This window comes from Curtobacterium sp. MCLR17_042, assembly GCF_003234695.1.
GTDB lineage: Bacteria > Actinomycetota > Actinomycetes > Actinomycetales > Microbacteriaceae > Curtobacterium > Curtobacterium flaccumfaciens.
This window is the reverse complement of record NZ_QKTD01000003.1, coordinates 96,801-119,855: the sequence shown is the minus strand read 5'-3', so window position 1 is coordinate 119,855 and position 23,055 is coordinate 96,801. Positions and strand designations below refer to the sequence as shown.

Annotated in this window: 23 protein-coding genes; 7 read left to right on the top strand and 16 right to left on the bottom strand. The window is 71.0% G+C overall.

What is annotated here, in order from left to right:
• Window positions 1-5: 5 nt before the first annotated feature.
• Window positions 6-1,481, top strand: a complete 1,476-nt coding sequence (locus DEJ02_RS04930) for an NCS2 family permease (RefSeq protein ID WP_027466783.1) — start codon at window positions 6-8, stop codon at window positions 1,479-1,481.
• 159 nt (window positions 1,482-1,640) lie between these two features.
• On the opposite strand, the gene DEJ02_RS04925 is transcribed toward DEJ02_RS04930, so the two are convergent.
• The gene (locus DEJ02_RS04925; protein ID WP_111032208.1) at window positions 1,641-2,093 is read right to left on the bottom strand and encodes a hypothetical protein; all 453 of its coding nucleotides are present in this window, start codon (window positions 2,091-2,093) and stop codon (window positions 1,641-1,643) included.
• A gap of 191 nt (window positions 2,094-2,284) precedes the next feature.
• Complete coding sequence (locus DEJ02_RS04920; protein WP_027466785.1) at window positions 2,285-2,749, bottom strand: hypothetical protein; 465 nt, start codon at window positions 2,747-2,749, stop codon at window positions 2,285-2,287.
• A 100-nt stretch (window positions 2,750-2,849) separates the two neighbouring features.
• Between DEJ02_RS04920 and DEJ02_RS04915 the strand changes: the two genes are divergently transcribed.
• Genes DEJ02_RS04915 through DEJ02_RS04905 form a run of 3 tightly spaced genes read left to right on the top strand, consistent with a single transcriptional unit; the run spans window position 2,850 to window position 4,041 of the window.
• A complete protein-coding gene (locus DEJ02_RS04915; RefSeq protein ID WP_035809269.1) occupies window positions 2,850-3,116 on the top strand; it encodes a hypothetical protein in 267 nt (88 codons plus the stop codon).
• A 26-nt stretch (window positions 3,117-3,142) separates the two neighbouring features.
• Window positions 3,143-3,658, top strand: coding sequence for a DUF1697 domain-containing protein (locus DEJ02_RS04910; RefSeq protein WP_111032286.1), 516 nt, complete (start codon window positions 3,143-3,145; stop codon window positions 3,656-3,658).
• Window positions 3,655-4,041, top strand: a complete 387-nt coding sequence (locus DEJ02_RS04905) for a VOC family protein (protein ID WP_111032207.1) — start codon at window positions 3,655-3,657, stop codon at window positions 4,039-4,041. The genes DEJ02_RS04910 and DEJ02_RS04905 overlap by 4 nt, the downstream gene beginning before the upstream one ends.
• Window positions 4,042-4,065: 24 nt before the next feature.
• On the opposite strand, the gene DEJ02_RS04900 is transcribed toward DEJ02_RS04905, so the two are convergent.
• From DEJ02_RS04900 to DEJ02_RS04890, 3 genes are all read right to left on the bottom strand, one after another.
• The gene (locus DEJ02_RS04900; protein ID WP_071406210.1) at window positions 4,066-4,833 is read right to left on the bottom strand and encodes an SDR family NAD(P)-dependent oxidoreductase; all 768 of its coding nucleotides are present in this window, start codon (window positions 4,831-4,833) and stop codon (window positions 4,066-4,068) included.
• Window positions 4,834-5,020: 187 nt separating this feature from the next.
• Complete coding sequence (locus tag DEJ02_RS04895) at window positions 5,021-7,531, bottom strand: glycoside hydrolase family 65 protein (RefSeq protein WP_111023337.1); 2,511 nt, start codon at window positions 7,529-7,531, stop codon at window positions 5,021-5,023.
• A 73-nt stretch (window positions 7,532-7,604) separates the two neighbouring features.
• Window positions 7,605-8,369, bottom strand: coding sequence for an HAD family phosphatase (locus DEJ02_RS04890; protein ID WP_111032206.1), 765 nt, complete (start codon window positions 8,367-8,369; stop codon window positions 7,605-7,607).
• Window positions 8,370-8,570: 201 nt separating this feature from the next.
• On the opposite strand from DEJ02_RS04890, the gene DEJ02_RS04885 reads away from it, so the two are divergent.
• A complete protein-coding gene (locus tag DEJ02_RS04885) occupies window positions 8,571-9,926 on the top strand; it encodes an APC family permease (protein WP_111032205.1) in 1,356 nt (451 codons plus the stop codon).
• 71 nt (window positions 9,927-9,997) lie between these two features.
• On the opposite strand, the gene DEJ02_RS04880 is transcribed toward DEJ02_RS04885, so the two are convergent.
• The 3 genes from DEJ02_RS04880 to hxlB form a co-directional block, all read right to left on the bottom strand.
• Complete coding sequence (locus DEJ02_RS04880) at window positions 9,998-10,720, bottom strand: alpha/beta hydrolase (RefSeq protein ID WP_111023339.1); 723 nt, start codon at window positions 10,718-10,720, stop codon at window positions 9,998-10,000.
• 124 nt (window positions 10,721-10,844) lie between these two features.
• Complete coding sequence (gene hxlA / locus DEJ02_RS04875; RefSeq protein ID WP_111032204.1) at window positions 10,845-11,471, bottom strand: 3-hexulose-6-phosphate synthase; 627 nt, start codon at window positions 11,469-11,471, stop codon at window positions 10,845-10,847.
• An 11-nt stretch (window positions 11,472-11,482) separates the two neighbouring features.
• The gene (gene hxlB, locus DEJ02_RS04870; RefSeq protein ID WP_071406216.1) at window positions 11,483-12,046 is read right to left on the bottom strand and encodes a 6-phospho-3-hexuloisomerase; all 564 of its coding nucleotides are present in this window, start codon (window positions 12,044-12,046) and stop codon (window positions 11,483-11,485) included.
• 110 nt (window positions 12,047-12,156) lie between these two features.
• Between hxlB and DEJ02_RS04865 the strand changes: the two genes are divergently transcribed.
• The gene (locus DEJ02_RS04865; protein ID WP_017887946.1) at window positions 12,157-13,002 is read left to right on the top strand and encodes a LuxR C-terminal-related transcriptional regulator; all 846 of its coding nucleotides are present in this window, start codon (window positions 12,157-12,159) and stop codon (window positions 13,000-13,002) included.
• On the opposite strand, the gene DEJ02_RS04860 is transcribed toward DEJ02_RS04865, so the two are convergent.
• From DEJ02_RS04860 to DEJ02_RS04825, 8 genes are all read right to left on the bottom strand, one after another.
• Complete coding sequence (locus DEJ02_RS04860; RefSeq protein WP_027466794.1) at window positions 12,986-13,504, bottom strand: helix-turn-helix domain-containing protein; 519 nt, start codon at window positions 13,502-13,504, stop codon at window positions 12,986-12,988. The two genes, DEJ02_RS04865 and DEJ02_RS04860, sit on opposite strands and share 17 nt — an antisense overlap.
• 106 nt (window positions 13,505-13,610) lie before the next feature.
• Window positions 13,611-14,294: a response regulator gene (locus DEJ02_RS04855; RefSeq protein ID WP_027466795.1), complete on the bottom strand. Its 684-nt coding sequence runs from the start codon at window positions 14,292-14,294 to the stop codon at window positions 13,611-13,613.
• Entirely contained in the window at window positions 14,291-16,783 is a 2,493-nt protein-coding gene (locus DEJ02_RS04850) for an ATP-binding protein (protein ID WP_111032203.1), read from the bottom strand. Before DEJ02_RS04850 ends, DEJ02_RS04855 begins: the two co-directional genes overlap by 4 nt.
• 121 nt (window positions 16,784-16,904) lie before the next feature.
• Window positions 16,905-17,504, bottom strand: a complete 600-nt coding sequence (kdpC, locus tag DEJ02_RS04845; RefSeq protein WP_111032202.1) for a K(+)-transporting ATPase subunit C — start codon at window positions 17,502-17,504, stop codon at window positions 16,905-16,907.
• A 2-nt stretch (window positions 17,505-17,506) separates the two neighbouring features.
• Window positions 17,507-19,606: a potassium-transporting ATPase subunit KdpB gene (kdpB, locus tag DEJ02_RS04840; RefSeq protein WP_071245581.1), complete on the bottom strand. Its 2,100-nt coding sequence runs from the start codon at window positions 19,604-19,606 to the stop codon at window positions 17,507-17,509.
• On the bottom strand, window positions 19,603-21,285 hold the full coding sequence (gene kdpA, locus DEJ02_RS04835; protein ID WP_111028926.1) for a potassium-transporting ATPase subunit KdpA: 1,683 nt from the start codon (window positions 21,283-21,285) through the stop codon (window positions 19,603-19,605). Before kdpA ends, kdpB begins: the two co-directional genes overlap by 4 nt.
• Window positions 21,285-21,374: a potassium-transporting ATPase subunit F gene (locus DEJ02_RS04830; protein WP_017887940.1), complete on the bottom strand. Its 90-nt coding sequence runs from the start codon at window positions 21,372-21,374 to the stop codon at window positions 21,285-21,287. Before DEJ02_RS04830 ends, kdpA begins: the two co-directional genes overlap by 1 nt.
• Window positions 21,375-21,625: 251 nt before the next feature.
• Complete coding sequence (locus DEJ02_RS04825; RefSeq protein ID WP_111032201.1) at window positions 21,626-22,570, bottom strand: YafY family protein; 945 nt, start codon at window positions 22,568-22,570, stop codon at window positions 21,626-21,628.
• A gap of 62 nt (window positions 22,571-22,632) precedes the next feature.
• Between DEJ02_RS04825 and DEJ02_RS04820 the strand changes: the two genes are divergently transcribed.
• The gene (locus DEJ02_RS04820; protein WP_111032200.1) at window positions 22,633-23,052 is read left to right on the top strand and encodes a VOC family protein; all 420 of its coding nucleotides are present in this window, start codon (window positions 22,633-22,635) and stop codon (window positions 23,050-23,052) included.
• Window positions 23,053-23,055: the final 3 nt, after the last annotated feature.

Here is a 23,055-nt window from a genome sequence, read left to right as displayed (position 1 = left end):
CTCTCGTGGTGAGCGCCCCGCAGACCGACACCACGCCCCGGAACCGCTTCGCGACCGGCCTCGATCGATTCTTCTCCATCACGCAACGCGGATCGTCGATCCCCCGCGAGGTCCGCGGTGGCCTCGTCTCGTTCGTGACGATGGCGTACATCGTCATCCTGAACCCCCTCATCCTCGGCGGGTTCAGCGCCGACCAGGCCGCCAAGGACGTCAGCGGTGGATGGCTCGAGAACGCTCAGGTGGCCGCGGCGACCGGCCTCGTCGCCGGCGTGATGACCATCGCGATGGGCATCATCGCGAACCTGCCGTTCGGCATCGCCGCGGGGCTCGGGATCAACTCGTTCCTCGCCGTCAGCGTCGTGCACCAGGTCACCTGGGCCGAGGCGATGGGGCTGGTCGTCATCAACGGTGTGATCATCGTGATCCTCGCGTTGACCGGCATCCGGACGATGATCTTCACCGCCGTCCCGGCCCAGCTCAAGGCCGCGATCACGGTCGGCATCGGCCTGTTCATCGCCTTCATCGGGCTCGTCGACTCCGGCTTCGTGCGGTCCTCCGGGCTCGCCTCGCCGCCGCTGCAGCTCGGCGAGGACGGCTCCGTCGGGGCCCTGCCGACCATCGTGTTCCTCATCGGCCTGATCATCATCGGCACGCTCATGGCCCGCCGGGTCAAGGGTGCGCTGCTCATCGGCATCGTCGCGACCACCATCATCGCGATCATCCTGCAGGCGATCTTCCAGGTGCCGACCTCGGTCGACTCGAAGACCGGCTGGAACCTCAACGCCCCCGGCCTGCCGAGCGCACTGTTCGCCGTGCCGGACCTGTCGCTCGTCGGCCACGCCGACGTCTTCGGTGCCTTCACCCGCATCGGCCCGCTCGCCGCGTCGATGCTCGTCTTCACCCTCGTGTTCACGAACTTCTTCGACGCCATGGGCACCATGACCGGTCTGGCCAAGGCCGCCGGTGTCGCGAAGCCGGACGGCACGTTCCCCCGCCTGAAGTCGGCGCTCGTCGTCGAGGGCGTCGGCGCGATCGCCGGTGGTGGCGCGTCGGTGTCGTCGAACACCGTCTTCATCGACTCGGCCTCCGGCATCGGCGAGGGCGCCCGCACGGGCATGGCCTCGGTCGTCACCGGCCTGCTGTTCCTGGCGTCGATGTTCCTCACGCCGCTCACCCAGGTCGTCCCGCTCGAGGTCGCCGCCGCCGGGCTCGTCGTCGTCGGTGCGCTCATGGTCGCGCAGGTCGCGGACATCTCGTGGTCGGACTTCGGCTCGGCCCTGCCGGCGTTCCTGACGATCGTCGTCATGCCGCTGACCTACTCGATCGCGAACGGCATCGGCGCCGGCTTCATCAGCTGGGTGCTCATCAAGCTGCTGTCCGGCCGTGGCCGTGAGGTCTCGTGGCTGCTCTACGTCGTCGCCGCGGGCTTCCTGCTGTACTTCGCGCGGGGGCCGCTGGAGGCGCTGCTCGGCGTCGGCTGAGGCGCTCGTCCGACCTTGCTTCCGGACGGTTCGGTTCGGTCCGGCACAACCAAGATCGGCTCGCGCCACGGGATTCCATGGCGCGAGCCGTCTTTGGTTGTGCGGCGGCGGGCGGGACGCGGTCGACGGCGTCGACGGCGTCGGCCTGGAGGCCCGTGCTCAGTCCGGCAGGTCGCTCGGCGTCGCCTCGTGGTGGCGCTGGTCCTGGGTGCGACGGTCTTCCTTCATGCCCGCCTCGAACAGGTGGCGGCGGCCCTGCACGAGCTCGTCGCGCGCGGTGCGCTCGAGCTCCTTGGCGAGGGCGTAGTAGCCGTCGTCGTAGTCCTCGACGACCTGGAACGTCCAGCGGCCCGCGATGACGTTGCGGCCCACGAGTTCGGTGTCGATGCGCTCGGCGAGTTCGGTGTGCCCGGCCTTCCGCAGCTGCTCGACCGCCTCACCGAGGTTCAGGTCAGCGGTGCCGGTCAGTCGGTGGAACCCGTAGAGCAGGCCGCGGGCGTGCTCGATGACCTCGACCGCGGCGGACAGGCTGCCGAGTGCCTCGACCGTGGCCTCGGACACCCCCTCGGGAACCTGATGCTGCGCGTCGGGGCCCTGTGCGTCGTTCGTCATGGGTCCCGTCTACACGAGGGGTGCCGAGGCCGAGCGCAGTCACTTCGTCTGGTTGGGGTGGTGCGACTGCGTTCCGCTGCACCGCCACCACGTCGCGCCACCCCTGTTCCGCGCCACGTGTCCCGAAGACGATCGTGTACTCCGTCGAACGGATCGGCCGGGGGACCCCGCCGCGCCGGCCCGCCACCGCGTCAGGGCTTCTCGACGCGGATCGGCTCGGCGAGGATCTCCGGCTCTCCGGTGTCCCAGCCCGCGGCGATCGCCTCGGCACTGTTGCGCCACGCCTGCATCTCGAGCAGGAGTCTGCGCGGCTGCCGGAGCGAGAACGAGCCACGGGCGACGTCGACGATCTCCCGGGCGAAGCGCTGCTGGTCTGCGGCGCTGAGGAGCTTGATCCACGGGTACGGGATCGCCAGCCGATCGTGGAGGGGCAGTTGCTCGTTGAGCGTCACCGCGGCGATGAGCTGTGCCGCGATGTCCAGGACCGCGTCGTCGTCGTCGGATCGTTCCTTCGTGGTGAGGACCAGGGGCTTCCCGTCGCGACGGGTGACCTCGAGCGGGGCTTCCTCGGCGGCAGCGAACACCTGCTTGGCGTGGCGGGAGAGGTCAGAGGACTGCACCGACCGTCGGGATCGGGGCGGAGCGACGAGCGTCATGGATCGAGCCTATTCAGAACGTGTTCTGAACGCAATGGCCGGTTGCTCCGTCAGTGGTTGCCGCCTACCATTCGAACACACGTTCGAACGAGGAGACCCGATGATGATCACCGACACGGCCGCCACGGTGTGGTGGGCCGAGGGCACGCCGACGCGGCTGGTGTGGGCCGGACGGCGCTGGCGGGTGAGCGACACCCCCACCCGGCTGACCGTGACGCGCGCCGAGCTGCCCACCGCGATCACCCATGCGCCCGAGCGCACCGTGGGCTGGCGGTTCCAGGCGACCAGCGACGACGACGGTGAGGCCCTGGTGGTCGACATCGTGCCGCAGGGTGCCGGTTGGGGCGTGGCCCGGACGTGGACGTGAGCGGGCCGGACCGCTACCGTCCGGACATGGACAGGTGGGTGGCGCTGCTGCGCGGGGTCAACGTGAACGGCATCACGATCCGGAGCGCTGAACTCGCGGAGCTCTTCCGAGGGCTCGGGTTCGACGACGTCCGCACCGTGCTCGCCTCGGGCAACGTCGTGTTCTCCGCCGACGTGCCCGCCGAGCAGCTGAAGACGTCGATCGAGCAGGGGTTGCGCGACCGGTTCGGCTACGACGCCTGGATCGTGCTCGTCCGGCACGACGCCCTCGCGGCCGTGGTCGACGGGTTCCCCTTCGCGCGTGCCGACGAACGGCACGACTACGTCGTGTTCGGGTCCGACGACGATGCGCTCGACGCGTTGGTCGCGGACCTCGAACACGACGACTCGGTCGAGCAGGTCGCCCGCGGCGACGGGGTCGTCTACTGGTCGTGTCCGAAGGGCTCGAGCACCGACACCGTGTTCGCCAAGCGGGCCGCCGCCGCACGCTTCAAGCGCACGACGACGACCCGCAACACGAACACCCTGCGGAAGCTCCTGTGACGATCGGCACGCTGCACCACGTCGAGCTCCGCACCGCCGACGTCGACACCGCCGCCGGGGTGTGGGGCTGGCTGCTCGGCGAACTCGGCTACGAGCCGTTCCAGCAGTGGGACCGCGGCAGGAGCTGGCGGCTCGGCCCGTTGTACGTCGTGCTCGAATCGGCACCGCTGGGCGGCGATCACGACCGCCGCCGACCGGGGCTCAGCCACCTGGCGTTCCACGCCGGTACTGCCGAGACGGTGGAACGGCTCTGGGCCGAAGCTCCCGATCACGGGTGGACACACCTGTACGAGGACCGGCACCCGTTCGCCGGTGGCCCGGAGCACCACGCGGCCTTCCTCGAGGACGCCGAGCGGTTCAAGGTCGAGCTCGTCGCCAGCTGACGGTGCCGCCGACGCCGGGGTGGCTCAGGCCTGCGGCGGCTGCCCGTTGCTCGCCATGGTCCCGCCGTCCACCGGCAGGACCGCACCGGTGATGAACGAGGCCGCGTCGCTGGCCAGGAACAGGATCGCCTCGGCGACCTCGGCAGAGCGACCCCCGCGGCCGAGGGCGATGCGCTCGGTGAACTTCGACTGCAGGGCCTCGTCCTCCGCCTGCTCCTGGGTCAGGTCGGTCCAGATGAGTCCCGGAGCGACGGCGTTGACGCGGACGCCGAACTGCCCGTTGTCGAGCGCGGCGGCCTTGGTGAAGTTCGTCACGCCGCCCTTCGCTGCGTTGTAGGGGCTCATCCGCCAGTCGGCGTCCTCACCGGAGACCGACGACGTGTTGACGATCGACCCCTTCGTCTCGCGCAGGAACGGCAGGGCCGCCCGGGTGCCGTAGAACACACCGGACAGGTCGGTCTCGATGACCCGGCGCCACTCGGCCGTGCTGATGTCGGTGATGTCGCCCGAGCTGAAGGTCCCGGCGTTGTTCACCAGGACGTCGAGCCGGTCGAAGCGGTCGATCGCCGCCGAGACGACGGTCTCCCAGTCCTCCGGGCTCGCCACGTCGGCGTGCAGGGCGACGACCCGGTGCGTCGGCAGGGAGTCACCCACTGCGCGGACCTTCTCCTCGACGCTGTCGGTCAGCACGACCGACGCGCCCTCGTCGATGAACGCGCGCGCAGTCGCCTCACCGATGCCGGACCCTGCGCCCGTGACGATCGCGACCTTGCCCTCGAACCGGTTGCCCATGATGTCTCCTCTCGTTGCACGAACCGTGCCCGGGGAGACGCCATCGACCCGAGGGGCACGGCAGACCACGGTGCCCCGGACCGACTGGACGCGTTCGGAGGCGCCGGCAACGTCCCGGGAACACAGGTCGCCCCGGCTCCGCGAGGCGGAACCGGGGCGACGTGCGACTGCGGCGCAGGTACCGGCGTCAGCCGGTCGAGTCGTCGAGGTCGAAGTCGCGCTCCAGGGAGATCGTCGGGATCGACGCGGTGATGACCGAGCCGTCCGCCCGCAGCGTGCCCTGGATGTCGCTCGTGGTCGGGGCGTGCCCGGACATCCGCGGCCCGTGGTGCGGCAGCGGCACCACGGTGGGCTCCCCCGCCTCGATGTCCCACTGCTGGTTGTGCACCCACACCGTGAAGCCCGAACCGGTCTCGACCGTGAGCGTCATGGCTTCCTGCTCGAGGTCGACCCGGACCCGAGATCCGCGCACCGTCAGACGGTAGGACAGACGGTCCCAGTGCTTCGGCAGCCGCGGGTTGAAGCTCATCCGCCCGCCGTGGTCGCGCATGCCACCGAAGCCGTTGACGAGGGCACCCCAGATGCCACCGGTCGACGCGATGTGCACGCCGTCCGAGGTGTTGCCGTGCAGGTCCGCCAGGTCGACGTAGAGCGCGGTCTGGAAGTACTGGTCGGCGAGGTCGTGGTACCCGACCTCGGCCGCCATGATCGACTGCACGACCGCGGACAGCGTCGAGTCACCGGTGGTGAGTGCGTCGTAGTAGTCGAAGTCGCGACGCTTCTCGGCCGCGGTGAACTCGTGCCCCTGCAGGAACAGCGCGAGCACGACGTCGGCCTGCTTCAGCACCTGGAACCGGTAGATCACCAGCGGGTGGTAGTGGAGCAGCAGCGGGCGCTTGGACTCGGGGGTGTTCTCGAGGTCCCAGAGTTCCTTGTCGAGGAACTGGGCGTCCTGCGGGTGGATGCCGCGGTGCGGGTCGAAGGGGATCTCCATCGACTCGGCGGCGTGCTCCCACTCGACGAGCTCGTCCGGCTGCAGACCGGTCCGGCGCACCATGCGGTCGTACTCTTCGGCGTCGTCGGCGGCGAGCTCGCGGCAGGCGTTGACGGCGAACCACAGGTTCGCCCGCGCCATGACGTTCGTGTAGAGGTTGTCGTCGACGACGGTCGTGTACTCGTCCGGCCCGGTGACGCCGTCGATGTGGAACTTCTTGTCACCGTTGGACCGCCAGAACCCGAGGTCGGCCCAGAGCCGGGCGGTCTCGACGAGCACGTCGATGGCGCCGCGCTTCAGGAACTCGCGGTCGCCCGAGGCCCGCACGTACTGCATGAGCGCATGCGAGATGTCGGCGTCGATGTGGTACTGCGCGGTGCCTGCGGCGTAGTACGCGCTGGACTCTTCACCGTTGATCGTCCGCCACGGGAACAGGGCGCCGCGCTGGTTCAGCTCGCGGGCCCGAGCCCGTGCCGCGTCGAGCATGTTGTAGCGGAAACGCAGGGCGTTCCGGGCGACGATCGGCGCCGTGTACGACAGGAACGGCAGGACGTAGATCTCCATGTCCCAGAAGTAGTGGCCGCCGTAGCCGGAGCCGGTGACGCCCTTCGCGGCGATGCCGTGGCCGTCGGTGCGGGCGGTGGCCTGCGCGAGCTGGAAGAGGTTCCAGCGGACGGCCTGCTGGATCGCGGGCTGACCGGCGATCTCGACGTCGCTGCGGGCCCAGTAGTCGTCGAGCCACTCGCGCTGCTTCGCGAAGGTCTCGTCGACGTTCTCGGCGTGCGCACGGTCGAGCGTGCGGTCGCACCGGTCGGCGAGCTCGCGCACGGGCACCCCGCGGGAGGTGTGGTAGACCACGTGCTTCACGAGGCGGATGGGCTGCCCGGCGCGGGCCTGCACCCGGTAGACGTGCTTCGCCAGGTCGTCCTCGATCGACGACGACTCGTCCCAGCTGTTCTCAGTCTCGATGTGGTGCTCGACGCCGACGCAGATCGTCATGCCGGAGCTGGACGCCTGGTACCCGAGGACCGAGCGGCCGCCGGTGCTGCGCTTGAGCTTCGGCACGAGCACCCGCTCGGTGAACGACTCGGCCTTGCGGGGGTCGAAGGCGTTCGCCGCGGCCCGCATGCCGGCGTGGTACTCGTCCTGCACGTCCTGGCGGTTGAGGATCTGGCTCGACAGCAGGATCGAGGCGTCCGCGTCGAGCACGGTGACCTCGTAGTCGATGACGGCGAGGTGCCGGTCGGTGAACGACACGAGTCGACGTGCCCGGATGAGCACCCGCTTGCCGGACGGCGTCGACCACTCGGTCTCGCGGAACAGGTACCCGCCGCGGAACTCCAGCCGGCGGGTGTGCCGGAGGATGTCGGCCTCGGCCAGCACGAGCGGCTCGTCGTCGACGTACAGGCGGATGACCTTGGCGTCCGGCGCGTTGATGATCGTCTGCCCGGTCTTCGCGAAGCCGAAGGCGTCTTCCGCGTGCCGGATCGGCCAGGTCTCGTGGAACCCGTTGACGTACGTGCCGTACTGCACGCCGCCACGGCCTTCGTCGAGGTTGCCGCGCAGGCCGAGGTACCCGTTGCCGACGGCGAAGTTCGTCTCGGCGACGCCCTGCTCGTCGGGGGTGTACTCGGTCTCCACGAGGGCCCACTCGTCGATCGGGTAGCGGACGCGGTCGAGGGGGTCCGAGGTGATGGGGTTCATGCTGCTCCGTGGGAAGGGAGGGAGATGGGTACGTCGGTGCGGCCGGCAGCCAGGGAGCGTCCGGCCGGGTGGCCTACGTCGTGCTGGTCGGTGCGGGCAGCTCGTCGATGAGTTCGTCGAGGTCGGAGACCACGACGTCGGCACCGTGCTCGCGCAGGGCGTCCGCCCCGGCGCCGCGGTCGACACCGACGACGAGACCGAACGACCCGTTGCGGCCGGCTTCGACCCCGCTGGTGGCGTCCTCGACCACGACGCACTCGGCGGCGGTGAGCCCGAACCGGGTCGCTGCGTCGAGGTAGGTGTCGGGCGCCGGCTTGCCGGTCAGGCCGTCCTGGCGTGCGACGAGCCCGTCGACGACGACGGGGAACCGGTCGAGGATGCCCGCCGTCCGGAGCACCGACGTGGCGTTCGCCGAGCTGGAGACGACCGCGACGGACATGCCTGCGGCGATCGCGGCGGTCAGGAACCGGAGCGAGCCCGGGTAGGGCTCGACGCCGTGCTCGTCGAGCTCGGCGGTGAACTCCGCGTTCTTCCGGTTGCCGAGCCCGCACACCGTGTCGGTGTCGGGAGCGTCGTCGGGGGTGCCCTGCGGCAGGTCGATGCCGCGCGACTCGAGCAGCGAGCGCACGCCGTCGTAGCGGGGCTTGCCGTCGATGTAGGTGAAGTAGTCCTGCTCGGTGTACGGCGCGACCCCGTGTGCTTCGAGGTACGGCGTGAACAGTCGGCTCCACGCACGCATGTGGACGTCGGCGGTCGGGGTGAGCACGCCGTCGAGGTCGAACAGGAGCGCTCGCTGGTCACTGAGTCGCGCGGGCGTGCGCTGGTCCTGCGTCGTCATCTGCGGTCCTCCGGGGACTGGTGGTGGACGAATGGCTCGCGACGAGTCTAGGACCGCTCCAGTCCGGACGTCCGGACGCGCCGCACCCTGTGGAGCGAGTTCGCCGGGCGCTCCGCTGTGCAGGGAGGACCCCCGCCACGGTGCACCTGTGAGACCTCTGAGACATGCCCCGGCACGCTGACCCGGACGAAAGGCACCACCATGACCAGCGACACCACGGCCGCAGCCCACGACGGCACGCAGTCGAAGCTCCGCCAGGCGATCACCGGCCCGCTGCTGTTCCTCTTCATCCTCGGCGACGTCCTCGGCGCCGGCATCTACGCCCTGATGGGGACGCTGGCCAAGGACGTCGGCGGCGCGCTCTGGGCACCGCTCGTCCTCGCGCTCCTGCTGGCCCTGCTCACCGCGGGCTCCTACGCCGAACTCGTGACGAAGTACCCGAAGGCCGGCGGTGCCGCGGTCTTCGCCGAACGGGCCTACAAGGCGCCGATCGTCTCGTTCCTGGTCGGGTTCAGCATGCTCGCCGCCGGCGTCACGAGCGCCGCCGGCCTGTCGCTCGCCTTCGCCGGCGACTACCTCGGCACGTTCGTCGACCTGCCGCCCGTGCCCACCGCGATCGTCTTCCTCGCCCTGATCGCCTGTCTGAACGCCCGCGGCATCTCCGACTCGCTCAAGAGCAACGTCGTGATGACGATCATCGAGGTCTCCGGCCTCGTCATCGTGATCGTCGTCGTGGCCGTGATGCTCGGCGGTGGCGGCGGCGACGTCTCCCGGATCGGGGCGTTCCCGTCGGAGGCGAACCCGGCCCTGGCGACCCTGAGCGCCGCGATCGTCGCCTACTACTCGTTCGTCGGCTTCGAGACGTCCGCCAACATCGCGGAGGAGGTCCGCGACCCCCGCCGCGTCTACCCGAAGGCCCTGTTCGGGGCCCTCGCCACGGCCGGTGTCGTCTACGTCCTCGTCGCCCTCGCCAGTGCGATCGCCCTGCCCGCGTCGGAGCTGTCCGAGTCCAGCGGCCCGCTGCTCGCGGTCGTCTCCGCCACGGGTGTCCCGATCCCCGACTGGGTCTTCAGCCTCATCGCCCTGGTCGCCGTCGCGAACGGCGCGCTGCTCACGATGATCATGTCGAGCCGCGTGACCTACGGCATGGCCGAGCAGCGGCTCCTGCCCGCCCTGCTCGCGAAGGTCCTGCCGAACCGGAAGACCCCGTGGACCGCCATCGTCGCCACCACGGTCGTCGCGATGCTCCTGACCCTGGTGGGCGACGTGGGCGTGCTGGCCGAGACCGTCGTGCTCCTGCTGCTCTTCGTGTTCATCAGCACGAACGTCGCCGTGCTGGTGCTCCGCCGCGACCACGTCGAGCACGACCACTTCCGGGTCTGGACGTTCGTCCCGGTGCTCGGGGTGCTGTCGTGCATCCTGCTGCTGACGCAGCAGAGCGGTCAGGTCTGGCTCTACGCCGCGATCCTGCTCGCCGTCGGCGTGGTCCTGTACTTCGTCGCCCGGTTCACCGGGCGCCGTTCCGGACGCGACCACGAGGCGGGCGTGATCCACTGACGTCACGCACCACGGGCCTCCAGGCAGACCGTCTGGAGGCCCGTGGTGCGTCCGCCGGTCCGCCCGCGTGGTCAGCGCAGGTCGCGCACCCAGGCCTCGATCGCGTCCGAGATCTGCTGGCGGGCATCAGCACGGCTGATGGTCGCCGTGCGGTCGCCGGGCTGGTCACCGTAGGCGCCGAAGTCGGCGTGGTTCGATCCCTGGATCTCGGTCATGGTGGCGGTCGACGGCAGCTTGTCCCGCGCGGCGTCGACCTTGGCCGGCGTCGACAGGCCGTCACGCGAACCGGAGACGCTCAGCACGTCGATGTACGACCGGCTGATGTCGTTCGCGCAGTAGCTGCCGAGCAGCAGCAGGCCGTCGGCGTCCTGGGCGAGCTGGCACGCGCGGACCCCGCCGAGGGAGTGCCCACCGACCCCCCAGCGTGTGACCGAGGGGGCGTGGGCCTCGAACGTCGCGAGCGGCCGGGTGTCGAAGAACGCGAGGTTCAGCGTCGGTTTCGTGATGACCACCGTCGTGCCGTTGGCGACCACCTGCCGGAACGTGGCCATGTAGGCGTACGGATCGACCTTCGCGCCGGGGATGAAGACGATCCCGACCCCGTCGGCCTGGCCGGTCGGGGTCATCACCACCGAGTCACCGGCGTCCCGGACCGCGATCCGGTCGTCGCGCCAGACCTGCAGGGCAGCGCTGCGGGTGCCCTGCATGACGATGTGCGCCCAGACGAGGAACACCACCGCGATCAGCACGACGACGGCGACGATCCAGGTGGTCCAGCGCAACGCTCGGTTCATGTGGCCACCGTACGGCGCATCGGAGCCGGCGGCGTTCGCTTCGTGAGCAGGAATGGTCGGGTGCGACGTGCACACCCGACCATTCCTGCTCACGATGTCGCCCGCAACGGGCGACCGTGCCGGACTACTCCTTGATGGCGGCGCGGATCTCGGCGGCTGCTGCGCCGACGTCCGAGGCGCTGTAGATCGCGCTGCCGGCGACGGCGATGCGGGCACCGGCCTCCTGCACCGAGGCGACCGAGGACGCGTTCACGCCGCCCGCGATCGAGAACGGGACGCCCGAGTCCTTGCCGGCGTCGAGCAGGGTCGAGAACGTGAAGCCCTCTTCCGCCTGCTCGTCGAGCCCGGCGTGGACCTCGACGAACTCGGCGCCGAGCGCGACGACCTCACGGGCACGGGCGGCCTTGTCGGAGACGCCGATCAGGTCGACGACGATGCCCTTGCCGTGCTTCTTGGCGGCCTTGACGGCGCCGACGATCGTCGAGTCGCCGGCGACACCGAGGACGGTGACCAGGTCGGCACCGGCCGAGAAGGCGATGTCGGCCTCGAGCTCACCGGCGTCCATGGTCTTGAGGTCGGCGAACACGATCTTGTCGGGGTGTGCTTCCTTGATCGCGGTGACGGCGGACAGGCCGGCGCTCTTGATCAGGGGCGTGCCGAGCTCGAGGACGTCGACGTGCGGCGCGGCCGCGGCGGCGAGCTCGAGGGCGGCTTCGGTGGTCAGGGTGTCCATGGCGAACTGGAGCTGCATGGGTGTGCCTTTCATTCGAGGTTGGCGTGACGGGGCCAGAGGTCGTCGGCGGACTGCCCGCCTCGGGTCCACAGGGCGTGGAACACGGCGTCGCCCACCAGGGCGACCGCCTGTTCGAAGAGGCCACCGGCGTACTGGGCCGAGGCGGTGCCGGAGCGGTCGGTCTTCGTCGCGGCGGGCAGCACGATCGTGACGTCCGCCAGCTCGGAGAGCGGGGAGTCGTCGGTGGTCGAGAGCGCCACGACGGATGCGCCGACCTCGTGCGCGGTGCGCGCGGCCTGCACGATGCCGGTGGTCGTACCGGAGCCGCTCGCGACGAGGAGCAGGTCACCCGGTCGGATGGCCGGGGTGGTGACCTCGCCGACGACGTGGGCGTCGAGCCCGAGGTGCATGAGGCGCATCGCGGTCATGCGGAGGGCGAGGCCGGAGCGACCCGCGCCGTGGACGAACACCCGGTCGGCGCCCTCGATCAGGTCGAGTGCGCGCTGGGCCGGGGCGTCGTCGAGGCGGGCTGCCAGGTCGCCGACCTCGCGGACGACCAGGTCGAGCGCTGCGGAGACGGTGGTTGCTGCCATGCCGTCGATCCTTCCGTCGCGCGTCCCGGTCCGCCGCTACCCGCCCCGGCAGGGGTCCCATCCCATCGGGTGGGCCCGTTCGCTCGGGTGGGACGGGTACGGTCGCGTCCATGGACGCATCGGTCGACACCCTGGAGGCCCGGGGCGGCTCCGCCATCCGGCTCGCGGCCGCCGAGCACGCCCGGACCGTCGCCGAGCAGGCGGACCGGCACGCGCTCACCCTGGAGTCCGTCCTCGCCGTGCTCCGGTCGTCGCGGGTCACCGACGCGGCCGCACGGGCCGAGGCCGTCGAGATCGCCTCGGCCGCCCTCGTCGACCTGCGCACCGTGACCGATCAGCAGCGGAGCACCCTGCTCGAACCCGTCACCGGCGCGTTCTCGCGGTTGCGCGCCGACCTTCGACCGCTCGTGCGCTTCGGGGACCTCGACGTGCAGTTCGTCGAGCCGCCGGCCACCGGCCGCGCGCTCCCGGGTGACGTCGCCCACGCGGCCCGGGCGATCGTCCGGACCGCGGTGCTCGCCCTGGTCGACGACGGTGCGGCGAAGCGGGTGCGCATCCAGTGGGACTGCGACGGCCGGAACCTGCTCATGCAGCTCCGGGACGACGGCTCCGGCACGCTCGACGTGCAGGACGACGCCATGCGACCGATCGCGGAGCGGGTCGTCACGCTCGACGGGCGGGTGCAGGTCGCGAGCACGCCCGGCTGGGGGTCCGTGCTCGACATCTCACTGCCGCTCGACCCGCGGCCGACCGAGGTGGACGCGGTCGACGACGGCGATCTGACCCCGCGGGAGCGCGACGTGCTGCGGCTCGTGGCGACCGGTGTCGGCAACCGGGAGATCGCCGAGGGGCTCGGCATCAGCGTCAACACGGTGAAGTACCACGTGGCGAACCTGCTCCGGAAGCACGGCGCCCGGACCCGGGCGGAGCTCGCGGCGTTCAGCTCCCGGGCGTGAACCGACGGGACCGCGACGAGGCGTCCCGACGAGACCGCGACAACGGGTACCGACGGTCGAGCGCGGGCTCGACGACGGTCGCCATCAGGAACTGCGAGAGCAGCCGCCCACCCGCCCAGTAGATGGGGATGACGAAGATCGCGGCCCCCGGCCAGATGCGCGAACCGATGAGCGCCAGGGTGCCGAGCGTCACGACGATGCCGACACCGGAGTACAGGTACTGCCAGCCGCGCGAAGCAGCGTCGCGCTGCGCCTGCTCGCGCTCGGCACGCTCGTCGAGACCGCGCACCCCGGGGTCGAGCGACGCCGGCTCCTCGGTGGCGAACAGGTCGCGCACGGGGACCTCGAGGGCCGTGGCCACCGCGGACAGCGACTCGAGGCTCGCGTCGTTGCCGCTCTCCATCCGTTGCACCGTCCGCACGGCGATGCCGCTCGTCTCGGCCAGTCGTTCCTGGGTCCAGCCCCGCAGTCGTCGGAGTTCACCGATCCGCATCTCGTTCATGTCCTGAACAGTAGGGACCCGCGGAACGGCGCACCACGACAGGGACCCGCCACCGACACGACAGTTCCCCGACAGCGGCCCGCCAGGGTGTCGGCGGCGGCGTCCCCTACGCTCCGGGGGCGAAGCGGTAGCCCATGCCGGACTCCGTCACCAGGTAGCGCGGGTGCGCGGGGTCGGGCTCGAGCTTCCGCCGCAGCTGGGCCATGTAGAGGCGCAGGTACCCGGAGTCGTTGCCGTGCGTCGGCCCCCAGACCTCGGTCAACAGCATCTCGCGGGTCATCAGGCGGTCGGGGTTCGTGACCAGGACCTCGAGCAGGCGCCACTCGGTGGGCGTCAGGCGGATCGCGGGACCCTCGGCCGGGGTGACCTGCTTCGCGACGAGGTCCACGAGCAGCGGTCCGATCGCGATCGTCGGGGTCTCCTCCGACGCCACCACCCGGCGTCGTCCGAGTGCCCGCAGCCGGGCGAGGAGCTCGTCCATCTGGAACGGCTTCGTCACGTAGTCGTCGGCACCGGCGTCGAGCGCGTCGACCTTGTCGGACGAGTCGGTCCGGCCGGAGAGCACCAGGACGGGCACCTGCGACCAGGCCCGGACGCCCTCGAGCACCCCGATGCCGTCGAGCCGGGGCATGCCGAGGTCGAGCAGCACCAGGTCGGGGCGCTCGGTGATGACGGCGTCGATCGCCTCGCGCCCGTCCCGAGCCGTGACGACGTCGTACCCGCGCGCCGAGAGCGTCACCGAGAGGGCGCGGACGAGCTGCGCGTCGTCGTCAGCGATCAGGACCTTCATCGGATCTCCACTCCCACGTGCCCGGCGATCGGGAGCCGCACCACGACGGTGAGCCCACCGCCCGGGGTGTCGTCGACCTCGATCGTGCCGCCCATGCCCTCGGTGAACCCACGCGCCAGGGCCAGGCCGAGCCCGAGGCCGGTCTCGTTGTCGGTGTCACCGAGCCGCTGGAACGGCTGGAACACCTCGTCGCGGCGGTCCTCGGGGATCCCGGGCCCGTGGTCGGCGACGCGGAGTTCGACCCCGCCGGCGAAGGCACTGGCGGCGACCCGGACGTGGGTGCCGTCCGGTGCGTACCGGGCGGCGTTGGCGAGCAGGTTCACGACGACGCGCTGCAGCAGGACCGGGTCGGCGAGCACCGGTGGCAGGTCGGCGGGCAGGTCGAGGTCGACGTCATCGGGGCCGAGCTCCAGCTCGTCGAGTGCGGGGGCGACCACCGTCTCGAGCGCGATCGCCGCCGGGGTGACCGCGAGGACACCGGCCTGGACCCGACTGACGTCCAACAGGTCTGCCAACAGCACCGCCAGCTGACCGAGGCTCTCGTCGGCGGTCGCGAGCAGCGCCTCCCGGTCGGCCCCGGACAGGTCGATGTCGGACGCACGCAGCGTCTGCACGGCGGCGGAGGCCGCTGCGATGGGTCGGCGCACGTCGTGGCCGACGGCCGCGAGCAGCGCGCTCCGGACCCGGTCGGCGGCGGCGATGCGCTCGGCGCCGACGGCGGTGCGGGTCAGCTCGCGGTGCTCGACGGCGGCGTCGAGCTGCTGCTCGACGACCCGCAGCAGCCGGCGCTGGGTCGGGTCGTCGGGCGCACCGGCGAACTCGAGCACGGCACCGGACGCCAGCGTCGTCGACGCGTCCGGCGTCGCACCGAACTCGCCGGAGGTCGCCGGCACCTCGTCACCCTGGCGGATCCGGACCCCGACGAAGCCGAAGGCTTCACGGGTGCGGTCGAGCAGTGCCTGCAGGGCGTCGTCGCCGCGGAGCACGCTGCCGGCGATGCCCATCAGGAGCCCGGACTCGGCCGAGGCCCGACGGGCAGCGCGCGACCGCCGCGCGGACCGGTCGACCACGAAGCTGACCAGCACCGCACTGATCACGTACATGACCAGGGCGAACAGGTGCCACGGCTGCTGGACGGTGACCATGTAGAGGGGTTGCACGAAGAAGTAATCGAGACTCAGCCCGGACAGCACGGCCGTGAACACCGCCGGCCACATCCCGCCCACGAGCGCCACGACGAGGACGAGCAGCTGGTACGCCAGCACGTCCACCGTGATGGCGTCCGGATCGCTGCCGATCGACAGCACCCACGTGAGCAGCGGCCCGACCAGGACCGACAGGACGAACGCGGCGACCACCCGGCCGCGCGACAGGCTGCCGCCGAGCTTCGGCAGGGTGATCCCGCCGCCGGCGCGCTCGTGCGTGACGACGTGCACGTCGATGTCACCGGACTCGCGGATCACGGTGTTGCCGATCCCCGGACCGGTCATCGCGGCAGCGAGCCGGCTGCGACGGCTGACCCCGATCACGATCTGGGTGGCGTCGATCGACCGCGCGAACCGCACCAGCGTGCTCGGCACGTCGTCGCCGACGACCTGGTGGTACGTGCCACCGAGCTGCTCGAGCAGGGTCCGCTGCTTGCCGAGCGCACCGGGGTGCCGGACGCGCAGGCCGTCGTTCGTCGTCACGTGCACGGCGGCGAGCTCGCCACCGGCACTGCGGGCGGCGATGCGGGCGCCGCGGCGCAGCAGGGTCTCGCCCTCGGGGCCGCCGGTCAGGGCGACGAGCACGCGCTCCCGGGTCTCCCACCGGTGCTCGATGCCGTGCTCGGCGCGGTAGGCCTTGAGCGCGTCGTCGACCTCGTCGGCGAGCCAGAGCAGGGCGATCTCGCGCAGTGCGGTGAGGTTGCCGAGGCGGAAGTAGTTCGACAGCGCGGCGTCGATCCGGGCCGCCGGGTACACGAGCCCGTCGGAGAGCCGCTCGCGCAGCGCTGCCGGGGCCAGGTCGACGACCTCGATCTGGTCGGCCGCGCGCACCACGGCGTCGGGGACGGTCTCGCGCTGCACGGTGCCGGTGATCTCGCGGACCACGTCGCCGAGGGACTGCATGTGCTGCACGTTGACGGTGGAGATGACGTCGATGCCGGCGTCCCGCAGTGCCTCCACGTCCTGCCAGCGCTTCTCGTTCGGGCTCCCCGGGGCGTTGGTGTGCGCGAGTTCGTCGACCAGCGCGACCTCGGGTGCCCGGGCGATGACGGCGTCGAGGTCGAGGTCGTCCAGGTCGACACCCCGGTGCGAGACGGTGCGGCGGGGCACGACCTCGAGCCCGTCCACCAGTGCCGCGGTGGCGGCGCGCTCGTGCGTCTCGACGACGGCGACGACCACGTCGCGACCCTCGTCGAGCAACCGACGCCCCTCTTCGAGCATCGTGTAGGTCTTGCCGACACCGGGCGCCGCACCGAGCAGGACCCGCAGCTTCCCGCGCTTCACGTGCTCATCCTCTCGCGTCGGGGGGTCGGTCTCCGCAAAACACCGGTGTTCACCTGTCGCACCGCGGTCTGCGGGTGTTCGACGCGCGAGCACCGGTGTCTTGCGGAGGGGTCACCCACGGTCAGGAGGACTTCGCCAGCGCCAGGTTCAGCGCGAGCACGTTCACCACGGGCTCACCGAGGAACCCGAGCTGCCGCGACTCGGTGTGCGACGCCACGAGCTGCCGCACGGTGGCGACGGACAACCCCCGAGCCGAGGCCACTCGAGCCGCCTGCTGCGACGCGTACTCCGGGCTGATGTCCGGGTCGAGCCCCGAACCGGACGCGGTCACGGCGTCGGCAGGCACCTGCGCGGCGGGGACCCCGTCGGCCTTCGCCAGCGCCGCACGACGCTCCTCGACGGCCTTGAGCAGGTCGGCGTTGTTCGGCCCGAGGTTCGAGCCGGAGGACGCCCCCGCGTCGTAGCCGTCCCCGGCGGCGGACGGCCGCGACTGGAACCAGCGGTCGGCCTGCTTGCCGGTGAACGACTGCCCGATCAACGAGGAACCGACGACCTTGCCGGACGAGTCCGTGACCATCGAACCGTTGGCCTGGTCGTGGAACGCCGCCTGGCCGACTCCCCAGACGGCGAGCGGGTAGCCGACGCCCAGGACGACGGTGGCGACGAGGGTGAGGCGGATGGCCACACCGGCGGAACGGAAGGTGGAACGTGCAGATGCCATGACTAGAACCCCGGGATGAGACCGACCACGAGGTCGATCAGTTTGATGCCGATGAAGGGGACGACCACGCCGCCCAGCCCGTAGACGAGCAGGTTGCGGCCGAGGATCGACGACGCTGCGGCCGCACGGTACTTGACGCCACGCAGGGACAGCGGGATGAGCGCCACGATGACGAGCGCGTTGAAGATGACCGCCGACAGGATCGCGGACGACGGGCTGTGCAGCCCCATGATGTTGAGCGCCGCGAGCCCGGGGAACGCCGCCTGGAACATCGCCGGGATGATCGCGAAGTACTTCGCGACGTCGTTGGCGATGGAGAAGGTGGTCAGGGCACCGCGGGTGATGAGCAGCTGCTTGCCGATGCGGACGACGTCGATGAGCTTGGTCGGGTCGGAGTCGAGGTCGACCATGTTGCCCGCCTCCTTCGCCGCCGTCGTGCCGGTGTTCATCGCGACGCCGACGTCCGCCTGGGCCAGGGCCGGGGCGTCGTTGGTGCCGTCACCGGTCATGGCGACGAGGTTGCCGCCCTCCTGCTCGCGCTTGATGTAGGCGAGCTTGTCCTCCGGGGTGGCCTCGGCGAGGAAGTCGTCGACGCCGGCCTCGTGGGCGATGGCGGCCGCGGTTCGGGGGTTGTCGCCGGTGATCATCACCGTGCGGATGCCCATCGACCGGAGCTCGGCGAACCGCGACGCCATGCCGTCCTTGACGACGTCCTTCAGGTGCACGACACCGAGCAGCGTGACCGCGCCCGTTGACGAGCGGCGACCGACGACGAGCGGGGTGCCGCCCTGGTCGGAGATCTCCGCGACGGTCGCGTCGATGGCCGAAACCACACCGGCTTCGGTGGTGTCCGCCCAGGCGAGCACTGCCGCAGCGGCGCCCTTCCGGATCTGTGAGCCGTCGGGCAGGTCGAGACCGGACATGCGCGTCTGCGCCGTGAACGGCACCTCGACAGCGCCGTCTGGCAGGCCGACGGCGGCGCCGTCCTCGCGCGCCAGGTCGACGATCGAGCGCCCCTCAGGGGTCGAGTCCGCAGCGCTCGACAGGGCTGCCGCTTCCATCAGCGAAGCCTCGCTCACGCCCGGCACCGGCACCACACGGGATGCCCGACGGTTGCCGTAGGTGATCGTCCCGGTCTTGTCGAGCAGCAGCGTCGTGATGTCACCGGCGGCCTCGACCGCGCGGCCCGACATCGCCAGCACGTTGTGCTGCACGAGCCGGTCCATGCCGGCGATGCCGATCGCGGAGAGCAGGGCTCCGATGGTGGTCGGGATGAGGCAGACGAGCAGGGCGATGAGCACCGGCACGCTGACCGTCGCGCCGACGAGTCCCGCGATCGGCTGCATCGTCAGGCAGACGATCACGAAGACGATCGACAACGAGGCGAGCAGGATGTTCAGCGCGATCTCGTTCGGCGTCTTCTGCCGTGCCGCACCCTCGACCAGGCGGATCATCCGGTCGATGAAGGTCTCGCCCGGCGTCGAGGTGATGCGCACCACGATCCGGTCCGACAGCACCCGGGTGCCGCCGGTGACGGCACTGCGGTCACCACCGGACTCGCGGATGACCGGTGCGGACTCACCCGTGACGGCCGACTCGTCGACCGACGCGATGCCGTCGATGACGTCACCGTCGCCGGGGATGACCTCGCCGGCGACGACCACGACCACGTCGCCCTTGGCCAGGTCGACGGACGCGACCTCCTCGGTCTCGTTGCCGGTCGCGGCCGCGTCGGTCGTCGCGTACCCGAGCACCCGACGGGCGCTCGTGGTCGAGCGGGTCTTCCGCAGGGTGTCGGCCTGCGCCTTGCCACGGCCCTCGGCCACCGACTCCGCCAGGTTGGCGAAGACGACGGTGAGCCAGAGCCAGACGGCGATGGCGATCGTGAACGCGGACGGCTCGACGACGGCAGCCGCCGTCGTCAGCGCCGCGCCGACCTCGACGATGAACATGACGGGGTTCCGCCACATGAGTCGCGGATCGAGTTTCCGCAGGGCGCCCGGGAGGCCCGCCACCAGTTGGCGGGGTCCGAATGCGGACGAGCGGGTGGCCGGTTCCACGGCGGTGCGCGGTTCCGACTCCGTGGTCACGGGGGTGGTCATGACAGTCCTTCTGCGAGCGGACCCAGTGCGAGCACCGGGAAGTAGGTGAGTGCGGTGACGATGACGGCGACGCCGCCGAGCAGCCCGATGAACAGCGGGCGGTGGGTGGGCAGCGTGCCGGCGGTCTCCGGCACCCGGTCCTGCGCGGCGAGGGACCCGGCGAGCGCCAGGACGAACACCATCGGCACGAAGCGGCCGAGCAGCATCACGACGCCGAGCGAGGAGTTCATCCAGGTGGTGTTCGCGGTGAGACCGCCGAAGGCCGAGCCGTTGTTGTTGGCACCCGAGGTGAAGGCGTAGAGCAGCTCGGTCAGCCCGTGGTTGCCGGGGTTGAAGATCGACGTCCCGAGCACCTGTTCGCGGACCCCGGGGATCACGAGCGAGAGCCCGGTGGCCAGGAGCACGAGCGTCGGCGTGACGAGGATGTACAGCGCCGCGAAGGTCATCTCCTTGGCGCGGATCTTCTTGCCGAGGTACTCCGGGGTGCGACCGACGAGCAGGCCGCCGATGAACACCGTGATGACGGCGAGCACGAGCATGCCGTACAGGCCGGATCCGACGCCGCCGGGGGTGACCTCGCCGAGCATCATGTTGACGAGCGCCATCATCCCGCCGATCGGGGTGTAGCTGTCGTGCATCGCGTTGACGGCACCGGTGGACGTCGAGGTGGTCGCGGTCGAGAAGAGCGTCGAACCGAGGATGCCGAAGCGGCTCTCCTTGCCCTCCATCGCGGCCCCGGCAGCGTGTGTGGCGACACCGCCGCCGCCGAGTTCGGCGATCGACATGACCGACAGCGACACGAGGAAGATCGCGCCCATCACGGCGAGGATCGCGTATCCCTGGCGGTCGTCGCCGACCAGGCGCCCGAACGTGCGCGGGAGCGAGAACGGGATGACGAGCATCAGGAAGATCTCGACGAGGTTCGTCCACGCCTGCGGGTTCTCGAACGGGTGCGCCGAGTTCGCGTTGAAGTAGCCACCACCGTTCGTGCCGAGCTCCTTGATCGCCTCCTGCGACGCGACGAACCCGTCCGGGATGTGCTGTGTGCCGCCGATGAGCGTGGTGACGTCGGTGCCACTCCCCCACGACTGGACGACCCCGCCGGCGACGAGGATGATCGCGAAGACGAACGCCCCGGGCAGCAGCAGTCGGCCGAGCCCGCGGACGATGTCCACCCACACGTTGCCGAGCGTGCCCGACTTGCGACGGGCGAACCCACGCACCAGGGCCACGGCGACCGCCAGGCCGACGGCTGCGGACAGGAAGTTCTGCACCGCCAGGCCGGCCATCTGCACCGTGTAGCCGAGGGTGACCTCGGGCGAGTACGACTGCCAGTTCGTGTTCGACACGAACGACGCCGCGGTGTTGAACGCCAGCGAGGGTCCGACGCCGGGCAGCCCCAGGTCGCCGGGCAGGACGACCTGGATGCGCTGCAGCAGGTAGACGAGCAGGAGCCCGGCGACGCTGAAGAGCAGCACGCCGCGCAGGTACACGGGCCACGACTGCTCGGCGTCCGGGTCGACCCCGATCAGTCGGTAGACCCCGCGCTCGACCCGGTTGTGGCGGACGGGCGTGAAGACCTTCGCCATCCAGTCACCGAGCGGGCGGTACGCGACGACGAGCAGCAGGACGAGGGTGGCGACCTGGGCGATGCCCGCCCAGACGTCCGCGGCGCCCACTAGAAGCGCTCCGGACGCACGAGCGCCCAGACGAGGTACACGACTGCGGCGATGCCGAGGACGGCGGCCGCGATGGTGATGCCGATCACAGCCGTTCCACCCCCTTGGCGATCAGTGCCACCACGCCGAACACGGCGAGGACACCGGCGACGACGAACACGTCGAACACGAGGGACTCCAGAAGATCTGCGGTGTCCGCGCCGGGTGACGCGGACCGGCACCACGAGTGGTGCCGAACCGATGCTGCGTCCTGCGCCGCGCCTCCAGGCCGCTCCTAACGGATCCCTGACGCCGCCCTGGCGGACGCATGCACGCTCCTAACGCGCGTGACCGAGGCGGCTCAGTCGGCCGCGGTCGCGAGTCGGGTCGACAGGTCGCGGACTGCGCCACGCAGCGCGTCCGGCCCCTCGACCCGGATCGGCACGGCCAGCCCGGCGATGACTCCGGCGAGCCCGCCCCACGACCACGACCCGAGGGTGACGCGGGCCCGGTCGTCCTCGAGCTGCTCGACCACGGCGTCCTCGGGCAGGTACGGCGCGATCCGCCGCGCATCGCCCGCGGTCATCGACACCGACCCGGTGCACGGCCACACGTCGTCGACCGCCGACCCCTTGAACCGCGCGGACACGAACGCGGCCGCATCGCCACCGGGGATCGGTCGCGGCGTGAAGGGGACGCGGGTGCGCATCCGGGGCGTGATCCGGTCGATGCGGTGCGTGCGCCAGTCGTCGCGGTCGGCATCCCAGTCGAGCAGGTACCAGCGACCGTTCCGGGCGACGACGGCGTGCGGTTCCACCCGGTGCGGAGTCTCGTCGTCGCCGTACCCGAAGCGGAAGACCTCCTGCAGGTGGACGGCCTCGCTCACCGCCACCAGGACCTCCGGGCCGGTGGTGGTCCGGCTCGTCGTGGTCACGGCCTGCACCGCGTCGACCCGGGACCGCAGCCGCGCGGGCATCACCTGCCGGACGGTCGCCAGGGCGCGGGCCGCCGACTCGGCGACGTCCGCCCCCGATGCCGGTGCCACGGCGAGCGCCAGGGCGATCGCCACCGCCTGGTCGTCGTCGAAGAGCAGCGGGGGCAGGTCGGAGCCGGCCTCCAGCCGGTAGCCGCCGGCCGGGCCACGGAGCGCCTCGACCCGGTACCCGAGCCCGCGGAGCCGATCGACGTCGCGGCGGACGGTGCGCGGACTGACGTCGAGCCGCCCGGCGAGCTCGTCCCCCGGCCAGTCGCGGTGCACCTGGAGCAGGGAGAGCAGCGCGAGCATCCGTGCGGAGGGTCCGGCCATGGCGTCCATCTTCGCCCGAGAAGCGGACACGATCTGACCGCATTGCCCGAGATCCTCGTTCCATGAGCATCGAAACGACAACCCACCTCAACTTCGACGGCAACGCCCGCGAGGCCCTCGACTTCTACGCATCGGTCTTCGGCGGCGAGGTCACCGCCGCCACCTTCGGCCAGATGGGCGCCCTGGACGACCCGGCCTGGGCGGACCGCATCGTCTTCGGGCAGGTCTCCACGGCGGCCGGCTTCCGCGTCATGGCCTTCGACGTCTGGCCCGGGCAGCCCTACGACCAGGGATCGAACGCCTTCTACGTGTTCGTGCACGGCGACGACACGGCCGAGATCGAGCGGTACTGGGCCGTACTGTCCGACGGTGCCGAGATCCGGCAACCCCTGGAACCCTCGGCCTGGGCACCGTTGGCCGGGCAGCTGCGCGACCGCTTCGGCGTGGTCTGGCAGCTCGACGTCGCCCCCGCTGGCGACTGATCC